General features: G+C 59.1%; 18 protein-coding genes and 1 pseudogene. 9 read left to right on the forward strand and 10 right to left on the reverse strand.

The genetic code is table 11. The features are described from left to right. Positions 1-188 precede the first annotated feature (188 nt). A complete protein-coding gene (locus tag KUA23_RS24230; protein WP_025854767.1) occupies positions 189-791 on the forward strand; it encodes a cold-shock protein in 603 nt (200 codons plus the stop codon). 79 nt (positions 792-870) lie between these two features. Here KUA23_RS24230 and KUA23_RS24235 read toward each other — a convergent pair whose 3' ends face one another. Together KUA23_RS24235 and KUA23_RS24240 are read right to left on the reverse strand one after the other, a co-directional pair. Next, a complete protein-coding gene (locus KUA23_RS24235) occupies positions 871-1,077 on the reverse strand; it encodes a SlyX family protein (RefSeq protein ID WP_015885618.1) in 207 nt (68 codons plus the stop codon). A 3-nt stretch (positions 1,078-1,080) separates the two neighbouring features. After that, positions 1,081-1,506, reverse strand: a complete 426-nt coding sequence (locus tag KUA23_RS24240) for an HIT domain-containing protein (protein WP_078050993.1) — start codon at positions 1,504-1,506, stop codon at positions 1,081-1,083. 874 nt (positions 1,507-2,380) lie between these two features. Between KUA23_RS24240 and KUA23_RS24245 the strand changes: the two genes are divergently transcribed. Then, complete coding sequence (locus KUA23_RS24245) at positions 2,381-3,679, forward strand: OprD family porin (RefSeq protein WP_078050011.1); 1,299 nt, start codon at positions 2,381-2,383, stop codon at positions 3,677-3,679. Between the two features lie 191 nt (positions 3,680-3,870). Here KUA23_RS24245 and KUA23_RS24250 read toward each other — a convergent pair whose 3' ends face one another. Both KUA23_RS24250 and KUA23_RS24255 read right to left on the reverse strand, forming a co-directional pair. Continuing rightward, positions 3,871-4,713 (reverse strand): mechanosensitive ion channel family protein, encoded by an 843-nt coding sequence (locus KUA23_RS24250; RefSeq protein WP_078050012.1) that lies wholly within the window; start codon positions 4,711-4,713, stop codon positions 3,871-3,873. A 135-nt stretch (positions 4,714-4,848) separates the two neighbouring features. Then, positions 4,849-5,334 (reverse strand): YajQ family cyclic di-GMP-binding protein, encoded by a 486-nt coding sequence (locus KUA23_RS24255; protein WP_010208088.1) that lies wholly within the window; start codon positions 5,332-5,334, stop codon positions 4,849-4,851. A gap of 123 nt (positions 5,335-5,457) precedes the next feature. Between KUA23_RS24255 and KUA23_RS24260 the strand changes: the two genes are divergently transcribed. From KUA23_RS24260 to KUA23_RS24270, 3 genes are read left to right on the forward strand one after another with little or no spacing between them, the layout of a single operon-like run. Then, a complete protein-coding gene (locus KUA23_RS24260; RefSeq protein WP_252992982.1) occupies positions 5,458-6,375 on the forward strand; it encodes a putative 2-dehydropantoate 2-reductase in 918 nt (305 codons plus the stop codon). Between the two features lie 46 nt (positions 6,376-6,421). Continuing rightward, positions 6,422-8,458 (forward strand): sensor histidine kinase, encoded by a 2,037-nt coding sequence (locus KUA23_RS24265; protein WP_078050014.1) that lies wholly within the window; start codon positions 6,422-6,424, stop codon positions 8,456-8,458. A 2-nt stretch (positions 8,459-8,460) separates the two neighbouring features. Further along, positions 8,461-9,039 carry a cob(I)yrinic acid a,c-diamide adenosyltransferase gene (locus KUA23_RS24270; protein ID WP_252992983.1) on the forward strand — a complete coding sequence of 193 codons (579 nt, stop codon included), beginning with the start codon at positions 8,461-8,463 and terminating at the stop codon, positions 9,037-9,039. Positions 9,040-9,155: 116 nt separating this feature from the next. On the opposite strand, the gene KUA23_RS24275 is transcribed toward KUA23_RS24270, so the two are convergent. The 3 genes from KUA23_RS24275 to secA form a co-directional block, all read right to left on the reverse strand. After that, complete coding sequence (locus KUA23_RS24275; RefSeq protein ID WP_099494278.1) at positions 9,156-10,100, reverse strand: Nudix family hydrolase; 945 nt, start codon at positions 10,098-10,100, stop codon at positions 9,156-9,158. A gap of 20 nt (positions 10,101-10,120) precedes the next feature. Then, complete coding sequence (argJ, locus tag KUA23_RS24280; RefSeq protein ID WP_078050017.1) at positions 10,121-11,338, reverse strand: bifunctional glutamate N-acetyltransferase/amino-acid acetyltransferase ArgJ; 1,218 nt, start codon at positions 11,336-11,338, stop codon at positions 10,121-10,123. 122 nt (positions 11,339-11,460) lie between these two features. After that, the gene (secA, locus tag KUA23_RS24285) at positions 11,461-14,196 is read right to left on the reverse strand and encodes a preprotein translocase subunit SecA (protein ID WP_078050018.1); all 2,736 of its coding nucleotides are present in this window, start codon (positions 14,194-14,196) and stop codon (positions 11,461-11,463) included. A gap of 306 nt (positions 14,197-14,502) precedes the next feature. Here secA and KUA23_RS24290 point away from each other — a divergent pair, with 306 nt between their 5' ends. After that, positions 14,503-14,958 carry a DUF721 domain-containing protein gene (locus KUA23_RS24290; protein WP_078050019.1) on the forward strand — a complete coding sequence of 152 codons (456 nt, stop codon included), beginning with the start codon at positions 14,503-14,505 and terminating at the stop codon, positions 14,956-14,958. A gap of 4 nt (positions 14,959-14,962) precedes the next feature. Here KUA23_RS24290 and KUA23_RS24295 read toward each other — a convergent pair whose 3' ends face one another. Further along, a complete protein-coding gene (locus KUA23_RS24295; protein ID WP_078050020.1) occupies positions 14,963-16,441 on the reverse strand; it encodes a helicase HerA-like domain-containing protein in 1,479 nt (492 codons plus the stop codon). A 204-nt stretch (positions 16,442-16,645) separates the two neighbouring features. On the opposite strand from KUA23_RS24295, the pseudogene KUA23_RS30455 reads away from it, so the two are divergent. Together KUA23_RS30455 and KUA23_RS30460 are read left to right on the forward strand one after the other, a co-directional pair. Beyond that, positions 16,646-17,677: pseudogene (locus KUA23_RS30455) on the forward strand (HAMP domain-containing protein); the annotation flags it as partial. A 93-nt stretch (positions 17,678-17,770) separates the two neighbouring features. Beyond that, the gene (locus KUA23_RS30460) at positions 17,771-18,535 is read left to right on the forward strand and encodes a methyl-accepting chemotaxis protein (protein WP_406598850.1); all 765 of its coding nucleotides are present in this window, start codon (positions 17,771-17,773) and stop codon (positions 18,533-18,535) included. Between the two features lie 268 nt (positions 18,536-18,803). On the opposite strand, the gene purU is transcribed toward KUA23_RS30460, so the two are convergent. Beyond that, positions 18,804-19,652 carry a formyltetrahydrofolate deformylase gene (gene purU / locus KUA23_RS24305; RefSeq protein ID WP_078050022.1) on the reverse strand — a complete coding sequence of 283 codons (849 nt, stop codon included), beginning with the start codon at positions 19,650-19,652 and terminating at the stop codon, positions 18,804-18,806. Between the two features lie 351 nt (positions 19,653-20,003). Here purU and mvaT point away from each other — a divergent pair, with 351 nt between their 5' ends. After that, positions 20,004-20,378 (forward strand): histone-like nucleoid-structuring protein MvaT, encoded by a 375-nt coding sequence (gene mvaT / locus KUA23_RS24310; RefSeq protein ID WP_005790963.1) that lies wholly within the window; start codon positions 20,004-20,006, stop codon positions 20,376-20,378. Positions 20,379-20,469: 91 nt separating this feature from the next. Here the strand turns inward: mvaT and sbcB are convergent, their stop codons facing one another. Beyond that, positions 20,470-21,897, reverse strand: a complete 1,428-nt coding sequence (gene sbcB, locus KUA23_RS24315; RefSeq protein ID WP_078050023.1) for an exodeoxyribonuclease I — start codon at positions 21,895-21,897, stop codon at positions 20,470-20,472. Positions 21,898-21,993: the final 96 nt, after the last annotated feature.

Consider the following 21,993-nt stretch of genomic DNA (forward strand, 5'->3'; position numbering starts at 1 on the left):
CCCTGAAATGCTTGATTTGAGTAGGCACAGCCTTTGCTGTTAAATAGGCGGCGTGTCGTCGCCGTTACTTTCTGCGGCAGCGGCATAGGCTGATACCCCGCGCACGTGCCCAACGCCTCCCATTGTTCAGAAGCGAACCGTGCCAGTCAGCTCTTCCTTGTGATCCGTCTTAACGTGAGTTAATCAAAATGTTGAAAATCGTCCACCTGCTAACGGGCGTTGCAGCTTTGCTGCTGTCCTTTATACCGAGCTTGCAACAGGGAAGCCCTCCCTACCTGGAACAACACGACGCTCTGTACCTGGCCTTGTTCGGCCTTCTTAACCTGACGCTGGCACCGGTGATCCCTTACTGGAACAAAGGCACACGTCATCAACTGCAAAACCTGGTCAGCGCGCTGTTGGTACTGACCGTTGTCGTACAAACCCTCACCCTCCTGGCACCCATGCCTGAAGTCGGCGGCCACCCGGCCATCCTGCTCAGCCTGGTGATTGCTGTGGTCGCCATCGTTCTTCACCTGGCCATCAGCTTCTACCGTTCGTCCCCTGCGGCCTCGTCGCAAACCTACGACATGACCAATCGGGATACCGGTACCGTCAAGTGGTTCAACACGTCCAAAGGCTTCGGCTTTATTTCCCGTGATTCGGGCGACGATATCTTCGTCCATTTCCGGGCCATCCGCGGCGAAGGCCATCGCGTACTGGTGGAAGGCCAGCGCGTGGAGTTCTCCGTCATGAATCGCGACAAAGGCCTGCAGGCCGAAGACGTGATTGCTGCACTGCCGCGTCGCTGATACCCGCGCTCGCAGCAAAAAAAACCGCGATCCAGCCTGGCTGGTTCGCGGTTTTTTTATGCGCAGCCATTAGCCGCTATCAATAGTGAGGCGGCGGCGCTTCTTCTTCGGACGTTTCGAATTGGCCGCCCATTTCTTCCTGGCGCTTTAGCAGTGCGGTCATCTGCAATTGCAGGCGCTCGACGGCCCGCTGCTGGGTGACGAGGATATCGTTGAGGGTTTCGATGGTGTCGTCCTGGAAGGCCAGGCGGCTCTCCAGGTCAGTGACGCGGTCTTGCAGATCCATGATTCAACCCTGGGTAAAGACAAAGTCAGCAGGCAACAGCTCGCGCAGACGGGCGCGGATGGCTGCCACTTGCGCATCGGTGTAAGGCTGCGCCGGATGCTTGCCCCATACCGGCGCCGGCCAGGCGGCATCATCGCGCTTGCGCACGATCACATGGACGTGCAACTGGCTGACCACATTGCCCAGCGCGCCGATGTTCATCTTGTCCGCCGCCAGCCCGTCATTCAGCACTTGCGCCAGGGCCGTCGTCTCTTGCCACAACTGTTGCTGATCGGCGACATCCAGTTGAAACACTTCGCTGATACCGTTGATACGCGGCACCAGGATGAACCAGGGGTAGTTCGAGTCATTGGACAGCAGCAGTCGGCACAGGGGGAAGTCCCCCAGGGTCAGCGTGTCTTGTTGAAGGCGTTGATCTAAAGCGAACACCGCAGGCACTCCGTTCGGCAGGTCAGGTTCAAGGCCACCAGCATACCTGCGAATCGCGCACGCTTCACGCCAGCCCCTGCGCGCCGGGCCAAAGTGCGATGAAAAAAAGCGCACCATTTCGAGACAAACGAATAATTCGACTACGCTCAATGACCAATCCAGCCGTAAATAGATGAACACTGAGCAAACGATTACGACGAGACCCGCGACACAGAGGCTTCGCAAGTCAAGGCATTGAGCCATCACTGCGGTCGAGCGTCATCGGGGGGCATGCACCAAAATGACCCATTTATGCCTCAAAGAGATCCGCCGATTACCCACTGGGCGGGGTGAACCGGTAACGTTTTACCCAGGTTCAGGATTTATGCACCCCACACCAAGGAAAGGAAGCGTGCGTCAAGGCCAAACCAATCGGCGTAAAAACCCCGTGCTTATGCGGTTTTCAGGAAGCCACGACGTTTTTCACGAAAAAATGACATTCGAATTTCAGTTTGGGCACGCTTGCTGCATTCATCCCTTTATCGTCGGCAACGGCACCGGTAGGGAAGCGGGTGTTTCGCGATGAAAAACAGCAGCGGTTCAATGCGCGCCAAGGATGATTTCAAACTTCGAAAGAAACGTTTTTTTGCGTTCTTTTAACGGTTTAGAAACAGTATTGAAGTTGTCAGCCTCGTTACAGTGGGGCTGTGAATTTGCGACATGGATATAGCAATCTACGACAAGCTCGTAAAGAAGCTGAAAGGAAAGTTGGGCAAGTATCGCCAATATTGTCAGCGTGATATAACTTTGCGCCGACACAAAAAGAAAGAGCCGCCCAGACAAAAATACAGGTGGGACGGCAGTACTCTTCCTAAAACCAAAGGAGCAAATCACGATGCGCGTGATGAAGTGGAGCATGATCGCCCTGGCTGTTTCAGCAGGCACTACGCAGTTCGCAATGGCGTCCGCCCAAAGCGATTCCAAAGGCTTTGTTGAAGACAGCACTTTCAGCATTAATACTCGCGCCCTGTACTTCAGCCGCGACTTCCGCAATGAGCCACTGGATGGCTACGAGAAAGTCAACGGCAAGAATAAAAGCCGTGCTGAAGAGACTGGCCTGGGCTTCAACGCCCTGTACCAATCGGGCTTCACCCAAGGCACCATCGGCGTCGGTGTAGACGTGATCGGCCTGCTGGGCGTCAAGCTCGACAGCGGTAAGGGCCGTGCCGGCACTGGTCTGTTCCCGTCCGGTTCCGACGGTCGCTCGCAGGACGATTACTCCAAAGGCGGCGGTGCCGTTAAATTCCGCATCTCCGATACGGTCTTGAAAGTCGGCGACCAATACACCACCGCTCCTGTGTTTGCCTCCGATGACAGCCGTTTGCTGCCAGAGCTGCCACAAGGTATCTCGCTCACCAGCAACGAGATCAAGGGCCTCAAACTGGAAGGTGGTCACTTCACTTCCAGCGTCGCACAGAACCAGACCTTCCGTGACAGCCTGGGCCTGACGAAGACCGACTTTGCCGGTGCCGTCTACTCCTTCACCCCAGAGGTTACCGGCAGCCTGTACTACGCAAAAACCGAAGATTACTTCCGCAAGTGGTACAGCAACCTTAACTGGACCCACGCGCTGAGCGACGACCAGTCCTTCGCCCTGGACTTCAACATCTACGACACGAAAAGTGACGGTGAAGGCAAGCAACGCGCCTACTACGACAAAACCACCAAGCTTGATAACCGTGCGTTCAGCCTGCAGGGTGCGTACACCATTGGTGCTCACACCTTCACACTGGCTGCCCAGAAAGTCACCGGTGACGGCGATTACGGTTACGGCGTAGACGGCGGCGGCTCAGTGTTCCTGGCCAACTCCATTGCCCGCTCCGACTTCAACGGCGAAGGCGAGAAGTCCTACCAGGCTCGTTACGACATCAACATGGCGACCTTTGGCATTCCTGGCCTGAGCTTCATGACTCGCTACGTAACCGGTAGCGGCGCTCAAACCGCCACGACCTCGAACGGCAAAGAGTGGGAACGTGACATCGAAGCCAAGTACGTGATCCAGAGCGGTCCAGCCAAGGACCTGAGCCTGCGTCTGCGTCAAGCAACCTATCGTTCGGGTGATGGCGTTTACTACGGTTCGCCTTCGATCGACGAACTGCGTTTGATCGCGAACTACCCGCTGAACATCCTGTAATTGACAGTTTTATTACAGCGATGAGTTAAGGTTTCGGCCTTAAACAAAAAAAGCCGCTCCCTTGTTTAACAAGGGAGCGGCTTTTTTATGGATGTAATGTTTCAGCACTGGAATAACTAGCAAGCTAACTAACGAGATTAGCGCTTGCACCTTGAACCTGACCTAACGGCCAAGTTCAAGAATGACCCCAGTTACTTGGCAGCTGTTTCCTGCATCACACGAATAACCCGCTGCGGAAATGGAATATCAATCCCCGCCGCCTTCAAGCGGTCACGTGCAAGTTCGTTCAACATGAACACCACGTCCCAATAATCCGCCGTCTTGGTCCAGCAACGCAAGGAAACGGTGATCGAACTGTCACCCAATGTCGACACCACCGCTGCCGCAGCCGGGTCTGCCAATACGCGCGGATCTTTCGCCAGCTCCAGCAACACCTCACGGGCTTTTTGCAGGTCGGCCTCATAGTCCACACCCACATCGAACACCACCTTGCGGGTCGGCTGACGGTTGGTGTTGGTGATAAGGCCATTGGACAGGATACCGTTCGGCACGATCACGGTCTTGTTGTCGCCGGTACGCAGCACGGTGTGGAAGATCTGGATGCTATCGACGGTACCCGAAGTGCCTTGGGCTTCGATCCAGTCACCAATGCGGAATGGGCGGAACAACAGAATCAGCACGCCACCGGCGAAGTTCGCCAGGCTGCCTTGCAATGCCATGCCGATGGCCAGGGTAGCGGCACCGATCGCCGCAATGAACGAGGTGGTTGCCACGCCGATCATCGAGGCCACGTTGACCACCAGCATGATTTTGAGCGCGACGTTCGCCAGTCGGGTAATGAAATGTTGCAGGGCCATGTCAGCATTGCGCAGGGCCAGCAGGCGCCCCACGCGATGGGTCAACACGTTAATCAGCCACCAACCGATGACCAAGGTGACCAAAGCCAGCAAGAACCGGCTGCCGTATTCCATGATCATCGGCAGCCAAGATTCCGAGGTCTTGATCAGGTGATCCATTTCAGCGTTCAAATCCATCTACATTCTCCTGTTAACCGGATGTTCGGCGTAATGAGCGGCCATAAATGCAATTGAGCCCCGTAGGGCTCAATAGTAGGCGCAGGTTCTGGGGCGTGGGACGTCAAAAACGCCGACAGGTTCCCCAATGTGCCATCAGTCGCGGAAGTTGTTGAACTGCAGCGGCATGTCGAAGGTCTTGGCGCGCAGGGCCGCAATGGCCTCTTGCAGGTCGTCACGTTTCTTGCCAGTGACACGAACCTGTTCACCCTGGATCGCGGCCTGGACTTTCAGCTTGGCGTCCTTGATGTGGGCGACGATTTTCTTCGCCAGCTCCTTATCGATGCCTTCCTTGAGGATGGCTTCCTGCTTCATCAGCTTGCCGGAGGCGTAGGCATCCTTGATTTCAAGGCACTGCGCGTCGATCTTGCGCTTGACCAGCGACAGCTTGAGGATCTCGATCATCGCTTCCAGCTGGAAATCGGCTTCAGCGGTCAGGTTGACGGTCAGCTCTTTTTCCTTGAATTCGAAGCTGCCCTTGCCTTTCAAGTCATAGCGACGGTCCAGTTCCTTGACGGCGTTCTCGACGGCGTTGGTGACTTCGTGTTTGTCCAGTTCGGATACCACGTCGAACGAAGGCATGTCATTTCTCCAATATAAGGGGCGGGCTCAGTAGAGATGGAGCGCGCCCAAGCTAAAATGCCGGGGCATTATAGCGGTTCTTTCGCCGCATTCACTGTGAGCGACCCCATGGAGCACAAACAGATGTCGACCACCTGGCATATTCTCGGCGCCGGCAGCCTAGGCACACTCTGGGCCACCCGCCTGGCGCGCGCAGGCGTGCCCGTCAGGTTGATCCTGCGTGATGAGGCGCGCCTGGCCAGTTATCAGGCGGGCAAGGGACTGACCCTGGTGGAACAAGGCATTGAGCAGACTTACCCCGTGACAGGCGAAACGCCTGACAGCCCTGGGCCGATTCATCGCCTGCTGGTGGCGTGCAAAGCCTACGACGCCCAAGGCGCCGTCGCACAGTTGCAACAGCGGCTAGCTCCAGATGCCGAGCTGATCCTGCTGCAGAACGGCCTTGGCAGCCAGGATGCGGTCGCCGCGCAGTTGCCCCAGGCGCGCTGCATCTTTGCCTCCAGCACGGAAGGCGCCTTTCGCGATGGCGACTGGCGTGTCGTGTTTGCCGGCCATGGCTACACCTGGCTGGGCGACGCGAGCCACCCTACCCCGCCGCTGTGGCTGGATGACCTGCACGCCGCTGGCATCCCCCACGATTGGAGTACCGATATCCTTACGCGGCTATGGCGCAAGCTGGCCCTCAATTGCGCCATCAACCCGCTAACCGTGCTGCATCAATGTCGTAACGGCGAATTGCAGGCCCATCACTGCGAAGTCGCCACCCTGTGCGCAGAGCTGGCTGAACTGCTGGAATGCTGCGGCCAGCCTGCTGCCGCGCTGGACCTGCAACACGAAGTGGAACGGGTGATCCAGGCCACCGCCGCCAATTACTCTTCCATGTACCAGGACGTGGCCGCCGGCCGTCGCACCGAAATCAGCTATCTATTGGGCTATGCTTGCCAGGCGGCCGCCCGTCACCAACTGAACCTGCCGCATTTGCAGCAGTTGCAGGTGCGCCTGGTCGAGCAGTTACTTGCACGCGGATTGCCCCGCGACTGAGCCACGCGCTACCCTGCCCGCCTGTCTATCACCTGGGAAAACCCTGATGCCGCTGCGCCAGCGTCTTGAAAACCTACCGGTCGGGCAGAAACTGCTGGCCGCCCTGCTGGTGCTGTTGACCACCGTATTGCTGGTGGCCAACCTGACCTTTATCAGCGCCGCCTACTGGATCTCCCAGGAAAGCATGGCCCCCCAAGCCTTGCAGGCGATTGGTCGCCTGGTGTCCAACCCCGCGCTCGCCGCCGAAGCCCTCGAATCACCCGCCAAGGCGGACGCCCTGCTCAACGAGCTGACCAGCTATTCGCCCTTGCGCGCCGCCGCCCTGTACGACGGTGAAGGCAACCGCCTGGCGCAGATGCAACACGGCGACCGCCTGCACCTGCCCGACAACTACCGGCATATCGAAGCCTGGCGCGTCACCGAGTTTCGCAGCAACCAGATCATCACCCTGCCCCGTGCTGGCCAAGCATCCGGGCACCTGCTGCTGGTGGCCAGCAGTGAGCTGCCGGTGGCGTTCTACACGGGCACGCTGACGGCCAGCCTGGGCATCCTGATTTTCAGCGTGCTGCTGTGGTTGATCATCGCCCGCCAGATCAAACGCCTGATCACCCGGCCGATCCACGAACTCGAAGAGTTGTCGCGCCAGGTCACCCGCGAAGAGAACTACGCCCTACGCGCTGGCCGTGGCAACCACGATGAAATCGGCAGCCTGGCCGAAGCCTTCAACACCATGCTGTCGCGGATCGAAGCCCGCGAGCAGCAACTCAAGCGCGCACGGGACGACTCCCAGGCGGCCTACGACCAAGCCCAAGGCCTGGCCGAAGAGACGCGCCACACCAACCGTAAGCTGGAACTGGAAGTCCAGGTTCGCAGCAAGATCGAGAAAAAACTCACCGGCTTCCAGAATTACCTGAACAGCATCATCGACTCGATGCCCTCGGCACTGATCGCCCTGGATGAACAGCTCTACGTGACGCAGTGGAACCAGGAGGCCAGCGCGCTTTCCGGTACCCGCCTGGATGAAGCGCTGAACCAGCCGATCTACCTGGCCTTCCAGCCGCTCAAACCCTACTTGCCGCAGATCAGGGCAGCGGTCGAGCAACACACCGTGGAGCGCATCGAGCGGGTCACCTGGTTCAAGGACGACGAACCCAAGCATTACGCCCTGACCTTCTACCCACTGATGGGTGGCGCCGGGCGTGGCGTGGTGATTCGTATCGATGACATCACCCAGCGACTGTCCCTGGAAGAGATGATGGTGCAGTCCGAGAAAATGCTGTCGGTAGGTGGCCTGGCCGCCGGCATGGCCCACGAGATCAACAACCCGCTGGGCGCGATCCTGCATAACGTGCAGAACATCCGCCGCCGCCTGTCTCCCGACCTGCCCAAGAACCTGGAGCACGCCGAGCAGGCCGGCATCGAGCTGGAAACGGTCAACCACTACCTGCAAAGCCGCGAAGTGCCGCAACTGCTCGATGGCATCCAGCAAGCCGGGGCGCGGGCGGCGAAGATCGTCACCCATATGCTCAGCTTCAGTCGCCGCAGCAACCGGCAGATGGCACCGTGCGACTTACCGGCACTGATCGACCAAGCGGTGGAAATCGCCGGTAACGACTTCGACCTCACCATCGGCTTTGACTTCAAGGGCCAAGCGATCATCCGCCAGTTCGACCCGCAGTTGGGCCCGGTACCCGGCACCGCCAACGAACTGGAACAGGTCCTGCTCAACCTGCTGAAAAACGCCGCCCAGGCCATTCACCTGCGTGAAGATGACAGCGAGCCGGGGCGCATCATCCTGCGCACGCGCCTCAACCCGCCGTGGGCAGAAATACAGGTGGAGGACAATGGCATCGGCATGAGCGAGAACGTGCGCAAACGCACCTTCGAGCCGTTTTTCACCACCAAGGAAATCGGCCAGGGCACCGGGCTCGGGCTGTCGGTGTCGTATTTCATCATCACCAACAACCACAAGGGCCAGATGGAAGTGCACTCCACCCTTGGCCAAGGCACGTGTTTCACCTTGCGCCTGCCACTGGCCGGCAGCCAACTGCCGCCTTACGACCTCACCCAACTGGAGCAATGACCATGGGCTTTCGCCTATCGAAGATCTACACCCGCACCGGCGACAAGGGCGAAACCGGCCTCGGTGATGGCCGCCGTGTGCCGAAGGATCATCCACGGGTGGAGGCGATTGGCGAAGTCGATACGCTGAACAGCCAGCTCGGCTTGCTGTTGGCCTATCTCGAAGCACTCGGCGGACAGCATCCCGGCTTGCAGGACGTGATTGAGGTGCTGACCCCATGCCAGCATCGGTTGTTCGATCTGGGCGGCGAGTTGGCAATGCCGGAGTACAAGGCGTTGAATGCGGCCGAGGTGGATCGGCTGGAGGCGGCGATTGATCGCTGGAATGAAGAGGTCGGGCCGCTGGAGAACTTCATCCTGCCCGGTGGTTCAGCATTGATCGCCCAGGCCCACGTGTGCCGCAGCGTGGCGCGCAGTGCGGAGCGGCGGTGTCAGCAGTTGAATGCGATTGAGCCGCTGGAGGGTGTGGGTTTGGCGTATATCAATCGGCTGTCGGATTTGCTGTTTGTGGCGGCCAGGATAATTGCCAAGCGCCAGGGGGTTGCGGAGATTTTGTGGCAGGCGGCCGCTAAGCCACATTGATAATTGTGTGGTGACTGATTTGGCCCATCGCAGGCAAGCCAGCTCCCACACTTGTATGTATTCACAAATCAAATGTGGGAGCTGGCTTGCCTGCGATGGGGCCCGTCAGAACGGCATCAAACTTCAGGCCAGAACGCCCGAATCCCTGCCACACCCTGAGCCCCGGCGTCCCAAGCCTGCTCCCGTTCGGCAGGCCCTACCCCGCCCAGCAGAAACACCGGCTTGCTGAACCCACGGATCAACTCCGCCGCCTGCTCCCAACCCAACGGCTGGGCATCGGGGTGAGTCTGGGTCGGCTGCACCGGCGACAGCGTGACAAAATCCACGTCCATCATTTCCGCCAAGGCCAGCTCTTCCGCGTTGTGACACGACGCCGCCAGCCAGCGGTCCTTGGGCAGTGGTCGGCCCTTGCTGGCGTATTTACGCAGTTGCGCCGCCGTCATGTGCCAGCCGGCTGCAGGAAAATCCCCCAACCATTCAAACGGCCCCTTGAGCATCAACTGCGCCTTGCCCGCGCACAGGCCCACCGCATCCACCGCGAGGTCGCGGTATTTGGGGTCGTAGCCGTTGGGCGCGCGCAGTTGCACCAGCTTGATGCCGCCAGCAATAGCTTTCTGGATACCACGCAGTAACACCGGGGTTTCCAGCTCGCCAGGGGTGATCAGGTATTCAGCAGGCAAGCGCGCAGCGGCAACAATCGGTGCGTTGGCCGCCGGGAACTCATAGTTGAGCAAATCACGCGGGGCAACCCACTCCAATGGCTGCCCCTCGGCACCATGAGGCTCGCCGGTAAACGCCGACACTTCCCAGACATCCAGCAACACCTGCTTGTCCGGGTAGTCATGCTGCACCTTGATCAGCGGACGCGCGGCAGTGACCTGGATGCCCAGCTCTTCCTGCAATTCGCGGGACAGCGCGCCAGCGACCGACTCATCGGCCTCCACCTTGCCACCGGGAAACTCCCAGAGGCCGCCCTGGTGCTGGGTATCGGCGCGGCGCGCCAACAGGATCCTGCCGTCTACACCGCGGATCACCGCTGCTGCTACATGCACTCGTTTCACCGCGCTTTTCCTCTTGGCTATCAGGTGCGGTATTCCGCGTTGATCTTCACGTATTCGTGGGACAGGTCGGTGGTCCAGATGGTTTCGCTGCACTCGCCGCGACCCAGCTCGATGCGGATGGTGATTTCTTCCTGCTGCATCACCGCCGAGCCCTGGGCTTCGGTGTAGGTCTCGGCACGCGCGCCACGGCTGGCGATGCACACATCACCGAGGAACACGTCGATCTTGCTCACGTCCAGGTCCGGCACGCCGGCACGGCCGACGGCCGCCAGGATACGGCCCCAGTTCGGGTCCGAAGCGAACAATGCGGTCTTGATCAGTGGCGAGTGAGCCACGGTGTAGCCCACATCCAGGCATTCCTGATGATTGCCGCCGCCGTTGACTTCCACGGTCACGAACTTGGTCGCACCCTCGCCGTCACGCACGATGGCCTGGGCGACTTCCATGCACACGTCGAACACGGCCTGCTTCAACGCCGCGAACAGCGGGCCGCTGGCCTCGGTGATCTCCGGCAGGTTGGCCTGGCCGGTGGCGATCAGCATGCAGCAGTCGTTGGTCGAGGTGTCGCCATCGATGGTGATGCGGTTGAACGACTTGTTGGCGCCGTCCAGGATCAGGCTGTGCAGCACATCGCGGGAGACTTTGGCGTCGGTGGCAATGTAACCGAGCATGGTCGCCATGTTCGGGCGAATCATGCCCGCACCTTTGCTGATACCGGTCACGGTGACGGTCACGCCGTCGTGCACGAACTGACGGCTCGCGCCTTTTGGCAGGGTGTCGGTGGTCATGATGCCGGTGGCGGCCGCCGCCCAGTTATCCACAGACAGGTCGTCCAGCGCGGCTTGCAGCGCGCCTTCGATTTTTTCTACGGGCAGCGGCTCACCGATGACGCCGGTGGAGTATGGCAGCACTTGGCTGGCATCCACGCCAGTCAACTGGGCCAGCTTGGCGCAGGTGCGCGCGGCCGCCACCAGGCCGGGCTCGCCGGTGCCGGCGTTGGCATTGCCGGTGTTGGTCAGCAGGTAACGGATCGTGCCGGCCACGCGCTGCTTGGCCAGGATCACCGGCGCCGCGCAGAACGCGTTGAGGGTGAACACTCCGGCGACGGTCGAGCCTTCGGCACAGCGCATCACCACCACATCTTTGCGCCCCGGGCGCTTGATGCCGGCCGAAGCGATTCCGAGTTCAAAACCGGCAACCGGGTGCAATGTGGGCAAAGGACCAAGACCAACAGCCATGAATGCGCTCCTTAAAATAGGTGATGTCTGTGCCGTCGTGATCGACGGTGAAATTAATGGCAAAACGCCGCGACGGCAGAGGCCGGTCGCGGCGCAGGGTGTTGCAGCGTCAGGCAAAAATCTTAGTTGATTTCGCCGTGGCAGTGTTTGAACTTCTTGCCCGAACCGCACCAGCACAGCTCGTTACGGCCCAGCTTCTGATCATTGCGTACCGGGGTTTGAGCCAGGGCCACATCGACCTCTTCGCCCAATACCTCAGGGGCTTCCAGGCCCGGCGCTTCGTCGTGCTGGAACTGCATGCGCGCAGCCAGTGCCTCGGCTTCCTGGCGCAGGCGAGCTTCTTCCTCGATCGGGTCTTCACGACGCACCTGAACGTGGGACAGCACGCGGATAGAGTCGCGCTTGATCGAATCCAGCAGCTCGGAGAACAGCGTGAACGACTCGCGCTTGTACTCCTGCTTCGGGTTCTTCTGGGCGTAGCCACGCAGGTGGATACCGTGACGCAGGTGATCCATGGTCGACAGGTGATCTTTCCACAGGTCGTCCAGCACGCGCAGAACGATCTGCTTCTCGAACGTGCGCAGCGCCTCGGCACTCGCCTGCTCTTCTTTCTCGTTGTACGCGGCGAGCAGTTCGGCCATCAGTTTTTCGCGCAGGGTTTCTTCGTACAGGTGATCGTCTTCGTCCAGCCATTGCTGAACCGGCAAGTCGACACCGAAGTCGCTCTTCAACGCGGCTTCCAGGCCGGCAACATCCCACTGCTCTGGCAGGGACTGTGGCGGGATATGTGCGCTGACGGTGGCGTTGAGTACGTCCTGACGGAAATCTGCGATGGTCTCGCCAATGTTGTCGGCGGCCAGCAACGTGTTACGCATGTGATAGATCACTTTACGCTGTTCGTTGTTGACGTCATCGAACTCGAGCAGTTGCTTACGAATATCGAAGTTGCGGCCTTCCACCTTGCGCTGGGCTTTCTCGATGGCGTTGGTCACCATGCGGTGCTCGATCGCTTCACCGGACTGCATGCCCAGGGCCTTCATGAAGTTCTTCACGCGGTCCGAGGCGAAGATGCGCATCAGGCTGTCTTCCAGGGACAGGTAGAAGCGGCTGGAACCGGCGTCACCCTGACGGCCGGCACGACCACGCAGCTGGTTGTCGATACGGCGCGATTCGTGACGCTCGGAAGCGATCACCTGCAGGCCACCGGATTCCAACACGGCCTGGTGACGCTTCTGCCAATCGGCCTTGATCTGGGCGATCTGCTCAGGGCTCGGGTTTTCCAGTGCCGCGACTTCCACTTCCCAGTTACCGCCCAACAGGATGTCGGTACCACGACCGGCCATGTTGGTGGCGATGGTCAGTGCGCCTGGGCGACCGGCCTGGGCGATGATCTCGGCTTCTTTTTCGTGGAACTTGGCGTTGAGGACCTTGTGCTCGATGCCTTCCTTGTTGAGCAGGTTGGACACGTGCTCGGAAGTCTCGATGGTGGCAGTACCCACCAGGATCGGACGACCCTGGGCCATGCCGTCCTTGATGTCGTTGATGATTGCCGCGTATTTCTCTTCGGCCGTCAGGAACACCAGGTCGTTGAAGTCTTTACGCGCCAACGGCTTGTTCGGCGGAATGACCATCACGGCCAGGTTGTAGATCTGGTGGAACTCGAACGCTTCGGTGTCGGCCGTACCGGTCATGCCGGACAGTTTGTTGTACAGACGGAAGTAGTTCTGGAAGGTAGTGGACGCCAACGTCTGGCTTTCAGCCTGGATGTTGAGGTGTTCCTTGGCTTCGATGGCCTGGTGCAGGCCTTCGGACAGGCGGCGACCCGGCATGGTACGGCCGGTGTGCTCGTCGACCAGTACGACCTGGCCGTCCTGCACGATGTATTCGACGTTGCGATGGAACAGCTTGTGGGCACGCAGGCCGGCATACACGTGGGTCAACAGGCCCAGGTTGTGTGCCGAGTACAGGCTTTCACCCTCGGCCAGCTCGCCGATCTGGGTCAGCATTTCTTCGACGAACTGGTGACCGGCTTCGTTGAGTTCGACCTGGCGGGTCTTCTCGTCGATGCTGAAGTGACCTTCTTTGGTCACCACGCCTTCCACTTCCTCGATGTGCTGCTCCAGGCGCGGGATCAATTTGTTGATCTCGGTGTACAGGCGCGAGCTGTCTTCGGCCTGGCCGGAGATGATGAGCGGGGTACGGGCTTCGTCGATGAGGATGGAGTCGACTTCGTCGATCACGGCAAAGTTGAGTTCGCGCTGGAATTTTTCTTCCATGCTGAACGCCATGTTGTCGCGCAGGTAGTCGAAACCGAATTCGTTGTTGGTGCCGTAGGTGATGTCGGCAGCGTAGGCCGCGCGCTTCTCTTCCGGCGGCTGGAACGGCGTTACCACGCCGACGGTCAGGCCGAGGAATTCATACAGCGGGCGCATCCAGTTGGCGTCCCGGCGAGCCAGGTAGTCGTTCACCGTCACAACGTGCACGCCCTTGCCGGACAGTGCGTTGAGGTAAACACCGAGGGTCGCCACCAGGGTCTTGCCTTCACCGGTGCGCATTTCGGCAATCATGCCTTCGTGCAAGGTCATGCCGCCGATCAACTGGACGTCGAAGTGGCGCATGCCCATGACACGCTTACCGGCTTCACGGGCGACCGCAAAGGCTTCGGGCAGCAGCTTGTCGAGGGTTTCACCTTTGGCTATGCGGGCCTTGAACTCTTGGGTCTTGGCGCGCAATTGCTCGTCCGAAAGGGCAACCATCTGCTCTTCGAAGGCATTGACCAGCTGCACCGTCTTGAGCATGCGTTTGACTTCGCGCTCATTCTTGCTTCCAAAAAGTTTCTTTAACAAAGGCGCAAACATATCGGCAGGTTCTTCCACACATAGGGATGGAGGGCGCACCGTCAGTGGCCCGAGCAGCCCTCACGGCCGCATGCGAACGCGCATTCTACCCGGATTCGTGGGTGAGGAAAGTGGCGTTGTTCCCCGATGCTGGCATGGGGCTGTGAGAGGGCTTGTTTAAAATAAGGGCTTTTGCCGGAACTTCAACCCATGGAACGCAGAAGTTACCTATTGATTTCACACCAAAAGCCCGGTGGAGGCATGGCCTGGGGGCGTACAGGTGCTTTCTGCTAAGATGGCGGCTCTGTTACTTAAGGTGTCTCAATAATGGCATTTCGCCCCCTGACAGCCCGCGCGCCCGGCGTGTTGCTTCGCGATGCCAAGCCGCTGAAAGCCATCTTTGGCCATGCGCAACGCCTGGGCCTCCTGCAACGCCTGCTCGAAAGCCAGTTGCAACCGGCCGCACGCGAACACTGTCGCGTGGCGTCCTGGCGTGAAGGGAACCTGCTACTGATTGTCACGGATGGCCATTGGGCCACGCGTTTGCGCTACCAACAAAAACGCCTGCAGCGTCAATTGATGGTCTTCGATGAATTTGCCGGTTTGACGCGCATCCAGTTCAAAGTGCAACCGCCCACCACCTTGCCTGGCGTGCCGGAGCATACCCACGACCTCTCGGCGAATGCGGCCGAAACCATCCAGGCAACGGCCGACGGGATCAGCAACCCAGGCTTGCGCGCGGCGCTTGAACGGCTGGCCGCCCACGCCAAGCCCAAGCCCTGACTCGCTATTTGCGCTTGCTGCCGCCCAACAGCGACCCCAACAAGCCGCGCACCAATTGCCGCCCCATCTGATTGGCAGCCTGCTGCATCGCAGACTTCAGCGCCTTGCCCGCCGTGGTGCCCAGAAACGCCCCGGCCTTGTCGGTGAAACTCGGCTCGTCGCTGGCAGGTTTGGCTTCCTCGGTCGGCCCCAGTTCCTTGCGAGACATCAGCACTTCATAAGCGGATTCACGGTCAATCGGCTTGTCATAACGCCCCTGCAGCGGTGAACTGGCCACCAATGCCGTGCGTTCGGCGTCGCTGAGCGGCCCGATCCGCGATTGCGGCGGTGCAACCAGCACGCGCTGGACCACTTCCGGCGTGCCCTTTTCCTGCAAGGTACCCACCAAAGCCTCACCCGTGCCCAGTTCGGTCAAGACCGACAAGGCATCAAACGCCGGGTTTGGCCGGAAACCGTCCGCGACGGCGCGCAGGGATTTCTGTTCCTTGGTGGTGAACGCCCGCAGGCCATGCTGGATGCGCAGGCCGAGTTGGGCCAGCACGCTATCCGGCAGGTCGCCAGGAGATTGAGTCACAAAATAAACGCCAACGCCTTTGGAACGGATCAGCCGCACCACCTGTTCCAGACGCTCCTGCAACGCTTTGGGCGTGTCGGCAAACAGCAAATGCGCCTCGTCAAAAAACAGCGCCAGCAGCGGTTTGTCGGCATCACCGCGCTCGGGCAGTTGCTCGAACAGCTCTGCCAACAACCACAGCAGGAAGGTCGCGTACACCTTCGGCGCCTCGTGAACCAGGCGGCTGGCGTCCAGCAGGTGGATGCGCCCGCGCCCGTCAGAGGTGGGCTGCAGGATGTCTTCCAACTGCAGGGCCGGCTCGCCAAACAGGGCTTCGGCGCCCTGCTGCTCCAGCACCGCCAGGCGGCGCAACAGCGCCTGGCTGGAGCCGGTGGTCATCAACGCGGCGTCTTCGCCCAACAACTCCGGGTGGTAGCGCAGGTGGTTGAGGAGCGCCTTGAGATCCTTGAGGTCCAGCAGCAACAGGCCTTCGCGATCCGCCACCTTGAAGGCGGCGTAAAGCGCTGACTGCTGGCTGTCGGTGAGTTCCAGCAAGCTGCCGAGCAACAACGGGCCCATTTCGCTGATGGTGGTGCGCAATGGATGACCGGACTGCCCGTGGATATCCCACAGCGTGACCGGATAAGCCTTGGCCGTGTAATTGAGGAAGGGCATGCCAGCGATACGCTCGGCGACCTTGCCCTGGGGGTTGGCCGCCGCTCCCAGCCCGCACAAGTCACCCTTGATGTCGGCGGCAAACACCGCAACGCCAGCCTCACTGAACGCTTCGGCCAGGCGCTGCAACGTGACGGTCTTGCCCGTGCCGGTCGCGCCGGCGATCAACCCGTGACGGTTGGCCAGGCGCATGGCCTGGGCAATAGGCTGGCCGGAAAGGTCGGCCCCGATAAGCAGTTGCGAGGAGTCAGGCATTTCGTCACCTATGGTTAATCTTTAGTGTCGCCAGGTCGATACAGGCTCATGTGAGACCCACAAAATCTAAAAATAGGTCAGATAGTTCCTACAGGGACCCCCAGAGCTATCACAAGAAGTATCACACCTTTTTTGACACTGCCATTTTGCGCCTCCCATAAGGACGCGCTTCGGATATTAAGACCTTAGCGGACCCTACAAGCCATGAATAAAAATCTGCGCTTCAGCCACAAAATCCTGCTTGCAGCCTCCCTTATCGTCATCGCCGCTTTCGCGCTGTTTACCCTCTATAACGACTACCTGCAACGCAACGCCATTCGCGACGATCTCAACAACTACTTGCATGAAATGGGTGATGTCACCGCCAGCAACATACAAACCTGGCTCACCGGGCGCATTGCCCTGGTGGAAAACGCCGCGCAAAACATTGCCATCAACCCCGAGCCTTCCGCGGTTGCCCGTCTGCTGGAACAGAAATCCCTGACGTCTTCATTCATGGCAACTTACGTCGGCGACAGTAAGGGCGCTTTCACCATCCGCCCTGATACCAAGATGCCGGACGGCTTCGACCCGCGTGTACGGCCTTGGTACACCGGCGCCCAGAGCAGCAATGGCTCAACCCTGACCGAACCCTATATCGATGCCGCCACTGGCAAGCTGATTATTTCCGTTGCCACTCCGAGCACGCAGGGCACCCAGAGCATCGGCGTGGTCGGCGGCGACCTGAGCCTGCAAACCCTGGTGGATAACATCGGCGCGCTGAACTTCGGTGGCATGGGCTATGCGTTCCTGGTCAGCGCTGACGGCAAAGTGTTGGTACACCCGGACAAAAACCTGGTGATGAAGACCCTGGCCGATGTGTATCCGAAAAACACCCCGAAGATCAGCACCGATTTCAGCGAAGTCGAGGCCAACGGGAAGGACAACATCGTGACCTTCACACCGATCAAGGGTCTGCCCTCGGTGAATTGGTACCTCGGTATTACAGTAGATAAAGACAAGTCCTTCGCCATGCTCAGCGAATTCCGCACCTCAGCGGTTATCGCCACGATCATTGCCGTGGTCATCATCATCGCCCTGCTCGGCATGCTGATCCGCATCCTGCTCCAACCGCTGCATGTGATGACCCGCGCCATGCAGGACATCGCCGACGGCGAGGGCGACCTGACGCGCCGCCTTACAATCCAGAATCATGATGAATTCGGCACGCTGGGTAACGCCTTCAACCGCTTCGTGGAGCGGATTCATACGTCGATCCGCGAAGTGTCCTCGGCCACCGAACAGGTCAACGAAGTGGCACTGCGTGTGGTCAGTGCGTCCAACTCGTCGATGGTCAACTCCGACGAGCAGGCCAACCGTACCAACAGCGTTGCCGCCGCCATCAATGAGCTGGGCGCCGCCGCCCAGGAAATCGCGCGCAATGCCGCGCAAGCCTCTCATCAGGCCAGCGACGCACGCCACCTGGCTGAAGACGGCCAGCACGTGGTGGAGCGCAACATCAAGGCGATGAACCAGCTGTCAGCGATGATCAGTGCTTCCAGCAGCAATATCGAAGCGCTCAACAGCAAGACGGTGAACATCGGGCAGATTCTCGAGGTGATCACCAGTATTTCCCAGCAAACCAACCTGCTCGCACTGAACGCCGCCATTGAAGCGGCCCGTGCGGGTGAGGCCGGACGCGGGTTTGCAGTGGTCGCGGATGAAGTGCGCAACCTGGCGCATCGCACTCAGGAGTCGGCGCAACAAGTGCAGAAGATGATCGAAGAGCTGCAAGTCGGCGCCCGGGACTCGGTCAGCACCATGAGTGAAAGCCAGCGCCACAGCCTCGACAGCGTAGACATCGCCAACCTGGCCGGCGAACGCCTGAACAGCGTGACCCAACGCATCGGCGAGATTGATGGTATGAACCAGTCCGTCGCCACTGCTACGGAGGAACAAACCTCGGTGGTGGAGTCGATCAACATGGACATCACCGAGATCAACACCCTCAATCAGGAAGGCGTGGAAAACCTGCATTCCACGCTACGCGCCTGTGCCGACCTGGAGCAGCAAGCCGCGCGACTGAAGCAACTGGTGGGCAGTTTCCGGATCTGATCCTGGCGGGCAATCACTCGGTCTCGGGCTGGGATCGGCCCTGCTCACGTTCCCACAACTCGGCGGCACCGGGGAAATCGGTGCCGTCTTCACTGTCCAGGTCATCCGGGTCAAATCGACTCAAGCAGCCCTCCCCTAATGTTGCCGGGGCTTTTGACGTGGCTTTGTCCAACGGATCGCTCATTGCTCAATCCTCAACGGGGCGCAAAAAAAGGGCCTGGAACGATTTAACGCCCAGGCCCTTCTTTGTTCAATCACAACGCGTCGGTTAGAACACCACCGTCTTGTTGCCGTGCACCAGCACGCGGTCTTCCAGGTGGTAACGCAGGCCACGGGCCAGCACCATCTTCTCGACGTCGCGACCGAAACGCACCATGTCTTCGATGCTGTCGCTGTGACTGACACGCACCACGTCCTGCTCGATGATCGGGCCGGCGTCCAGCTCTTCAGTGACGTAGTGGCAAGTCGCGCCGATCAATTTCACACCACGTAGGGAAGCCTGGTGGTACGGCTTGGCACCTACGAATGAAGGCAAGAAGCTGTGGTGAATATTGATCACTTTGCCAGCGTATTCACGGCACAACTCCGGCGGCAGGATTTGCATGTAGCGTGCAAGCACTACAACGTCGGCTTCATGCTGCTTGACCAGGCGGGAGACCTCGGCGAAAGCCGGCTCCTTGTCCTGCGGGTTGACCGGCACGTGGTAATACGGGATGCCATGCCACTCGACCATGCTGCGCAGGTCATCGTGGTTGGAGATCACGCAAGCAATCTCACAGTCCAGTTCGTCGCTGTGCCAGCGGTGCAGCAAATCCGCCAGGCAGTGGGACTCGCGGCTGGCCATCAACACCACGCGTTTTTTCTGCTCGGTGTCGGTGATGTGCCAGCTCATCGAAAACTCTTCGGCGATCGGCGCAAAGGCTTCACGGAAGGCTTCGAGGCCAAAGGGCAGCGTATCGGCACGGATCTCATGACGCATGAAGAACCAACCGCTCAAATTGTCCGAGTGATGACTCGCCTCGGTGATCCAACCGTTGTGGGACGCCAGAAAGTTACTGACTTTGGCAACGATACCAACCCGGTCCGGGCAAGCAATCACCAGCCGAAAAGTGCGCATTAGGGGGAAACTCCAGAACTTCGCAAAGGCCGCCATTCTAGCGATTGCGCAGCAAAACTGCAGTATTCCTTGATGCTTATTCTGATCACCGGCGACAGCCTTACCCCTTAATAGCCTAAGGTTTTACCACCTTTATATGGAATCCATTGGGTTAGCCTAAGGCTGTTCCATGCATTTCAAGGAGATTATCTTTAGGTCTACGCCCTAGTAATTAACTCGAATGCATAGCCAGGCTACAAACATTCAAAGTAATTCACATAAATTCGACCTTAAATGTTTACTTGGGGAAACCGCCTGACTATTATTGGGCCACTATCCCTGTCAATCAGCGCTCTACATAAGGTAGTCCACATGTCTCTGATCAACGAATACCGTGCCACCGAAGAAGCTATCAAAGAGCTGCAAGCCCGTTTGAAGAACCTGTCCCAAGACGACAAACTGCAAACCGAGCTGGAATTCGAAGGCAAATTGCGCACCCTGATGGGTGAATACTCCAAATCCCTGCGTGACATCATCGCGCTGCTGGATCCAGAGTCGAAAGTTAAAGCACCACGCGGCGCTGTGAAAACTACCGGCACCAAGCGTGCTCGCAAGGTTAAACAATACAAAAACCCACACAACGGCGAAGTGATTGAAACCAAAGGTGGCAACCACAAAACGCTGAAAGAGTGGAAAGCCAAGTGGGGCGGTGACGTGGTTGAAGGCTGGGCTACCCTGCTGGGCTAAGCCTCGCCAGGCTCGCGCCTGATAAGCGACACATTAAAAAACGCCAGCCTGCTGGCGTTTTTTTATTGCCTGCCTATTCTGTGAAAAACGACTAAAGATACATTCGCGCGGCCAGAGAGTCCGCATATTCCTGCCACTGCTCCAGCACCCCTTGCTGAAACGGCGTCGCACTAACAATAAACTCCTGCCGGGCTTGCTTAAATGCCTCAAGGGTATTCGGCGCGCCCCACTCCGGGTTCGACAAACGCTGCTGACAAAAAAGTGTCCAGCGTTGTTGCTCCTCGTCGTTCAACGTATCGGGGAAGTTACGCGCGCGGTAGCGAAACAATAATTCGGGCAAACGATGGTCATCAAATGGCCACTGCTGGCGTGCTAATTGCTCAGGCTCAGCCGCCCGGACTTGTTCGCATAAACGCCGATCACGGTCTCCGATAAAACCGTCATACAGCTGTTGCTCCGGGTCTGCAGTCGCCGCGAAATCTTCCTCGGCGTAAATGGCCGCTAACTTATCGCGCCAAAGTTCCTGTGCGTCAGTTAGTCGCAGTGCCCGTTCCTGATAAACATTCATGTCCAAGTGCAGACGTTCACGGTCTTCTGCCCGCAGCACATTCAAGGGAGCAACCACGGGACAGCGATTGATATGCACCAATTTGAGCGGTACCGGCAGTTCGCCCTCGACCAATTCGTCACGGCGTGTGTAAAGACGCTGGCGCAAGGCATCCGCATCAAGGTCCAGCAGCCCTTGCGGATCGAGCCCCAGGTCGCAGACGATCAAGGCGTTGCGATTGCGCGGGTGCCACGCCAGCGGCAACACAACCCCCAGGTAATGACGCTCGGCGGAAAACCGCCCGGAGATATGCACCATCGGTTGCAGCAAGCGCACCTGGTCCATCACCCGCTGTTTACTGCGCAACTGAAACAGCCAGTCATACAGCTTGGGTTGTTTCTCACGCACCAGTCGGGCCAGAGCGATGGTGGCGCGCACGTCGGACAGTGCGTCGTGCGCCTGCCCATGGTCGATACCGTTGGCTTCGGTCAGGCGCTCCAACTTGAGCGTGACGCGCCCATCCTGCTGCGGCCATTCAATGCCTTCCGGGCGCAGCGCATAGGCGGTTCGAACCACATCGATCAAATCCCAGCGACTGTTACCACCCTGCCACTCACGCGCATAAGGATCGAAAAAATTGCGATACAGACTGTAGCGTGTCATCTCATCATCGAAACGCAAAGTGTTGTAACCGGCGCCACAAGTGCCCGGCGCGGCGAGTTCAGCGTGCACACGGGTCATGAAATCAGCCTCGGCCAGGCCTTTTTCCGCGAGTGTCGCCGGGGTGATACCGGTAATCGCGCAGGCCACCGGGTGAGGCAGGATATCGTCGCTGGGCAGACAATAAAGATTGACCGGCGCGCCGATCTCATTGAGCTCGTGGTCCGTGCGTATGCCGGCTACCTGGAGGGGCCGATCGCTGCGCGGGTTGATGCCGGTGGTTTCATAGTCGTACCAGAAAATCGAGGTCACGGGCTGATCCTGTACTGAAGATCGACAAAGTCTAGGCGCTGAACGGTATCCGCGACCAGCAGCAAATACACTGTACAAACACCCAGTAAAACGTTG

This window comes from Pseudomonas pergaminensis, assembly GCF_024112395.2.
GTDB classification, from domain to species: domain Bacteria; phylum Pseudomonadota; class Gammaproteobacteria; order Pseudomonadales; family Pseudomonadaceae; genus Aquipseudomonas; species Aquipseudomonas pergaminensis.

Bases quoted from the DNA above. Each gene is read 5' to 3' on its own strand.
- KUA23_RS30460 (WP_406598850.1), top strand. From the start codon at position 17,771: ATGGTCAACTCCGACGAGCAGGCCAACCGTACCAACAGCGTTGCCGCC.
- mvaT (WP_005790963.1), top strand. From the start codon at position 20,004: ATGTCTCTGATCAACGAATACCGTGCCACCGAAGAAGCTATCAAAGAG.
- KUA23_RS24255 (WP_010208088.1), bottom strand. From the start codon at position 5,334: ATGCCTTCGTTCGACGTGGTATCCGAACTGGACAAACACGAAGTCACC.
- KUA23_RS24260 (WP_252992982.1), top strand. From the start codon at position 5,458: ATGTCGACCACCTGGCATATTCTCGGCGCCGGCAGCCTAGGCACACTC.
- KUA23_RS24235 (WP_015885618.1), bottom strand. From the start codon at position 1,077: ATGGATCTGCAAGACCGCGTCACTGACCTGGAGAGCCGCCTGGCCTTC.
- KUA23_RS24290 (WP_078050019.1), top strand. From the start codon at position 14,503: ATGGCATTTCGCCCCCTGACAGCCCGCGCGCCCGGCGTGTTGCTTCGC.
- KUA23_RS24270 (WP_252992983.1), top strand. From the start codon at position 8,461: ATGGGCTTTCGCCTATCGAAGATCTACACCCGCACCGGCGACAAGGGC.
- KUA23_RS24250 (WP_078050012.1), bottom strand. From the start codon at position 4,713: ATGGATTTGAACGCTGAAATGGATCACCTGATCAAGACCTCGGAATCT.
- KUA23_RS24265 (WP_078050014.1), top strand. From the start codon at position 6,422: ATGCCGCTGCGCCAGCGTCTTGAAAACCTACCGGTCGGGCAGAAACTG.
- argJ (WP_078050017.1), bottom strand. From the start codon at position 11,338: ATGGCTGTTGGTCTTGGTCCTTTGCCCACATTGCACCCGGTTGCCGGT.
- secA (WP_078050018.1), bottom strand. From the start codon at position 14,196: ATGTTTGCGCCTTTGTTAAAGAAACTTTTTGGAAGCAAGAATGAGCGC.
- purU (WP_078050022.1), bottom strand. From the start codon at position 19,652: ATGCGCACTTTTCGGCTGGTGATTGCTTGCCCGGACCGGGTTGGTATC.
- KUA23_RS24245 (WP_078050011.1), top strand. From the start codon at position 2,381: ATGCGCGTGATGAAGTGGAGCATGATCGCCCTGGCTGTTTCAGCAGGC.
- KUA23_RS24230 (WP_025854767.1), top strand. From the start codon at position 189: ATGTTGAAAATCGTCCACCTGCTAACGGGCGTTGCAGCTTTGCTGCTG.
- KUA23_RS24295 (WP_078050020.1), bottom strand. From the start codon at position 16,441: ATGCCTGACTCCTCGCAACTGCTTATCGGGGCCGACCTTTCCGGCCAG.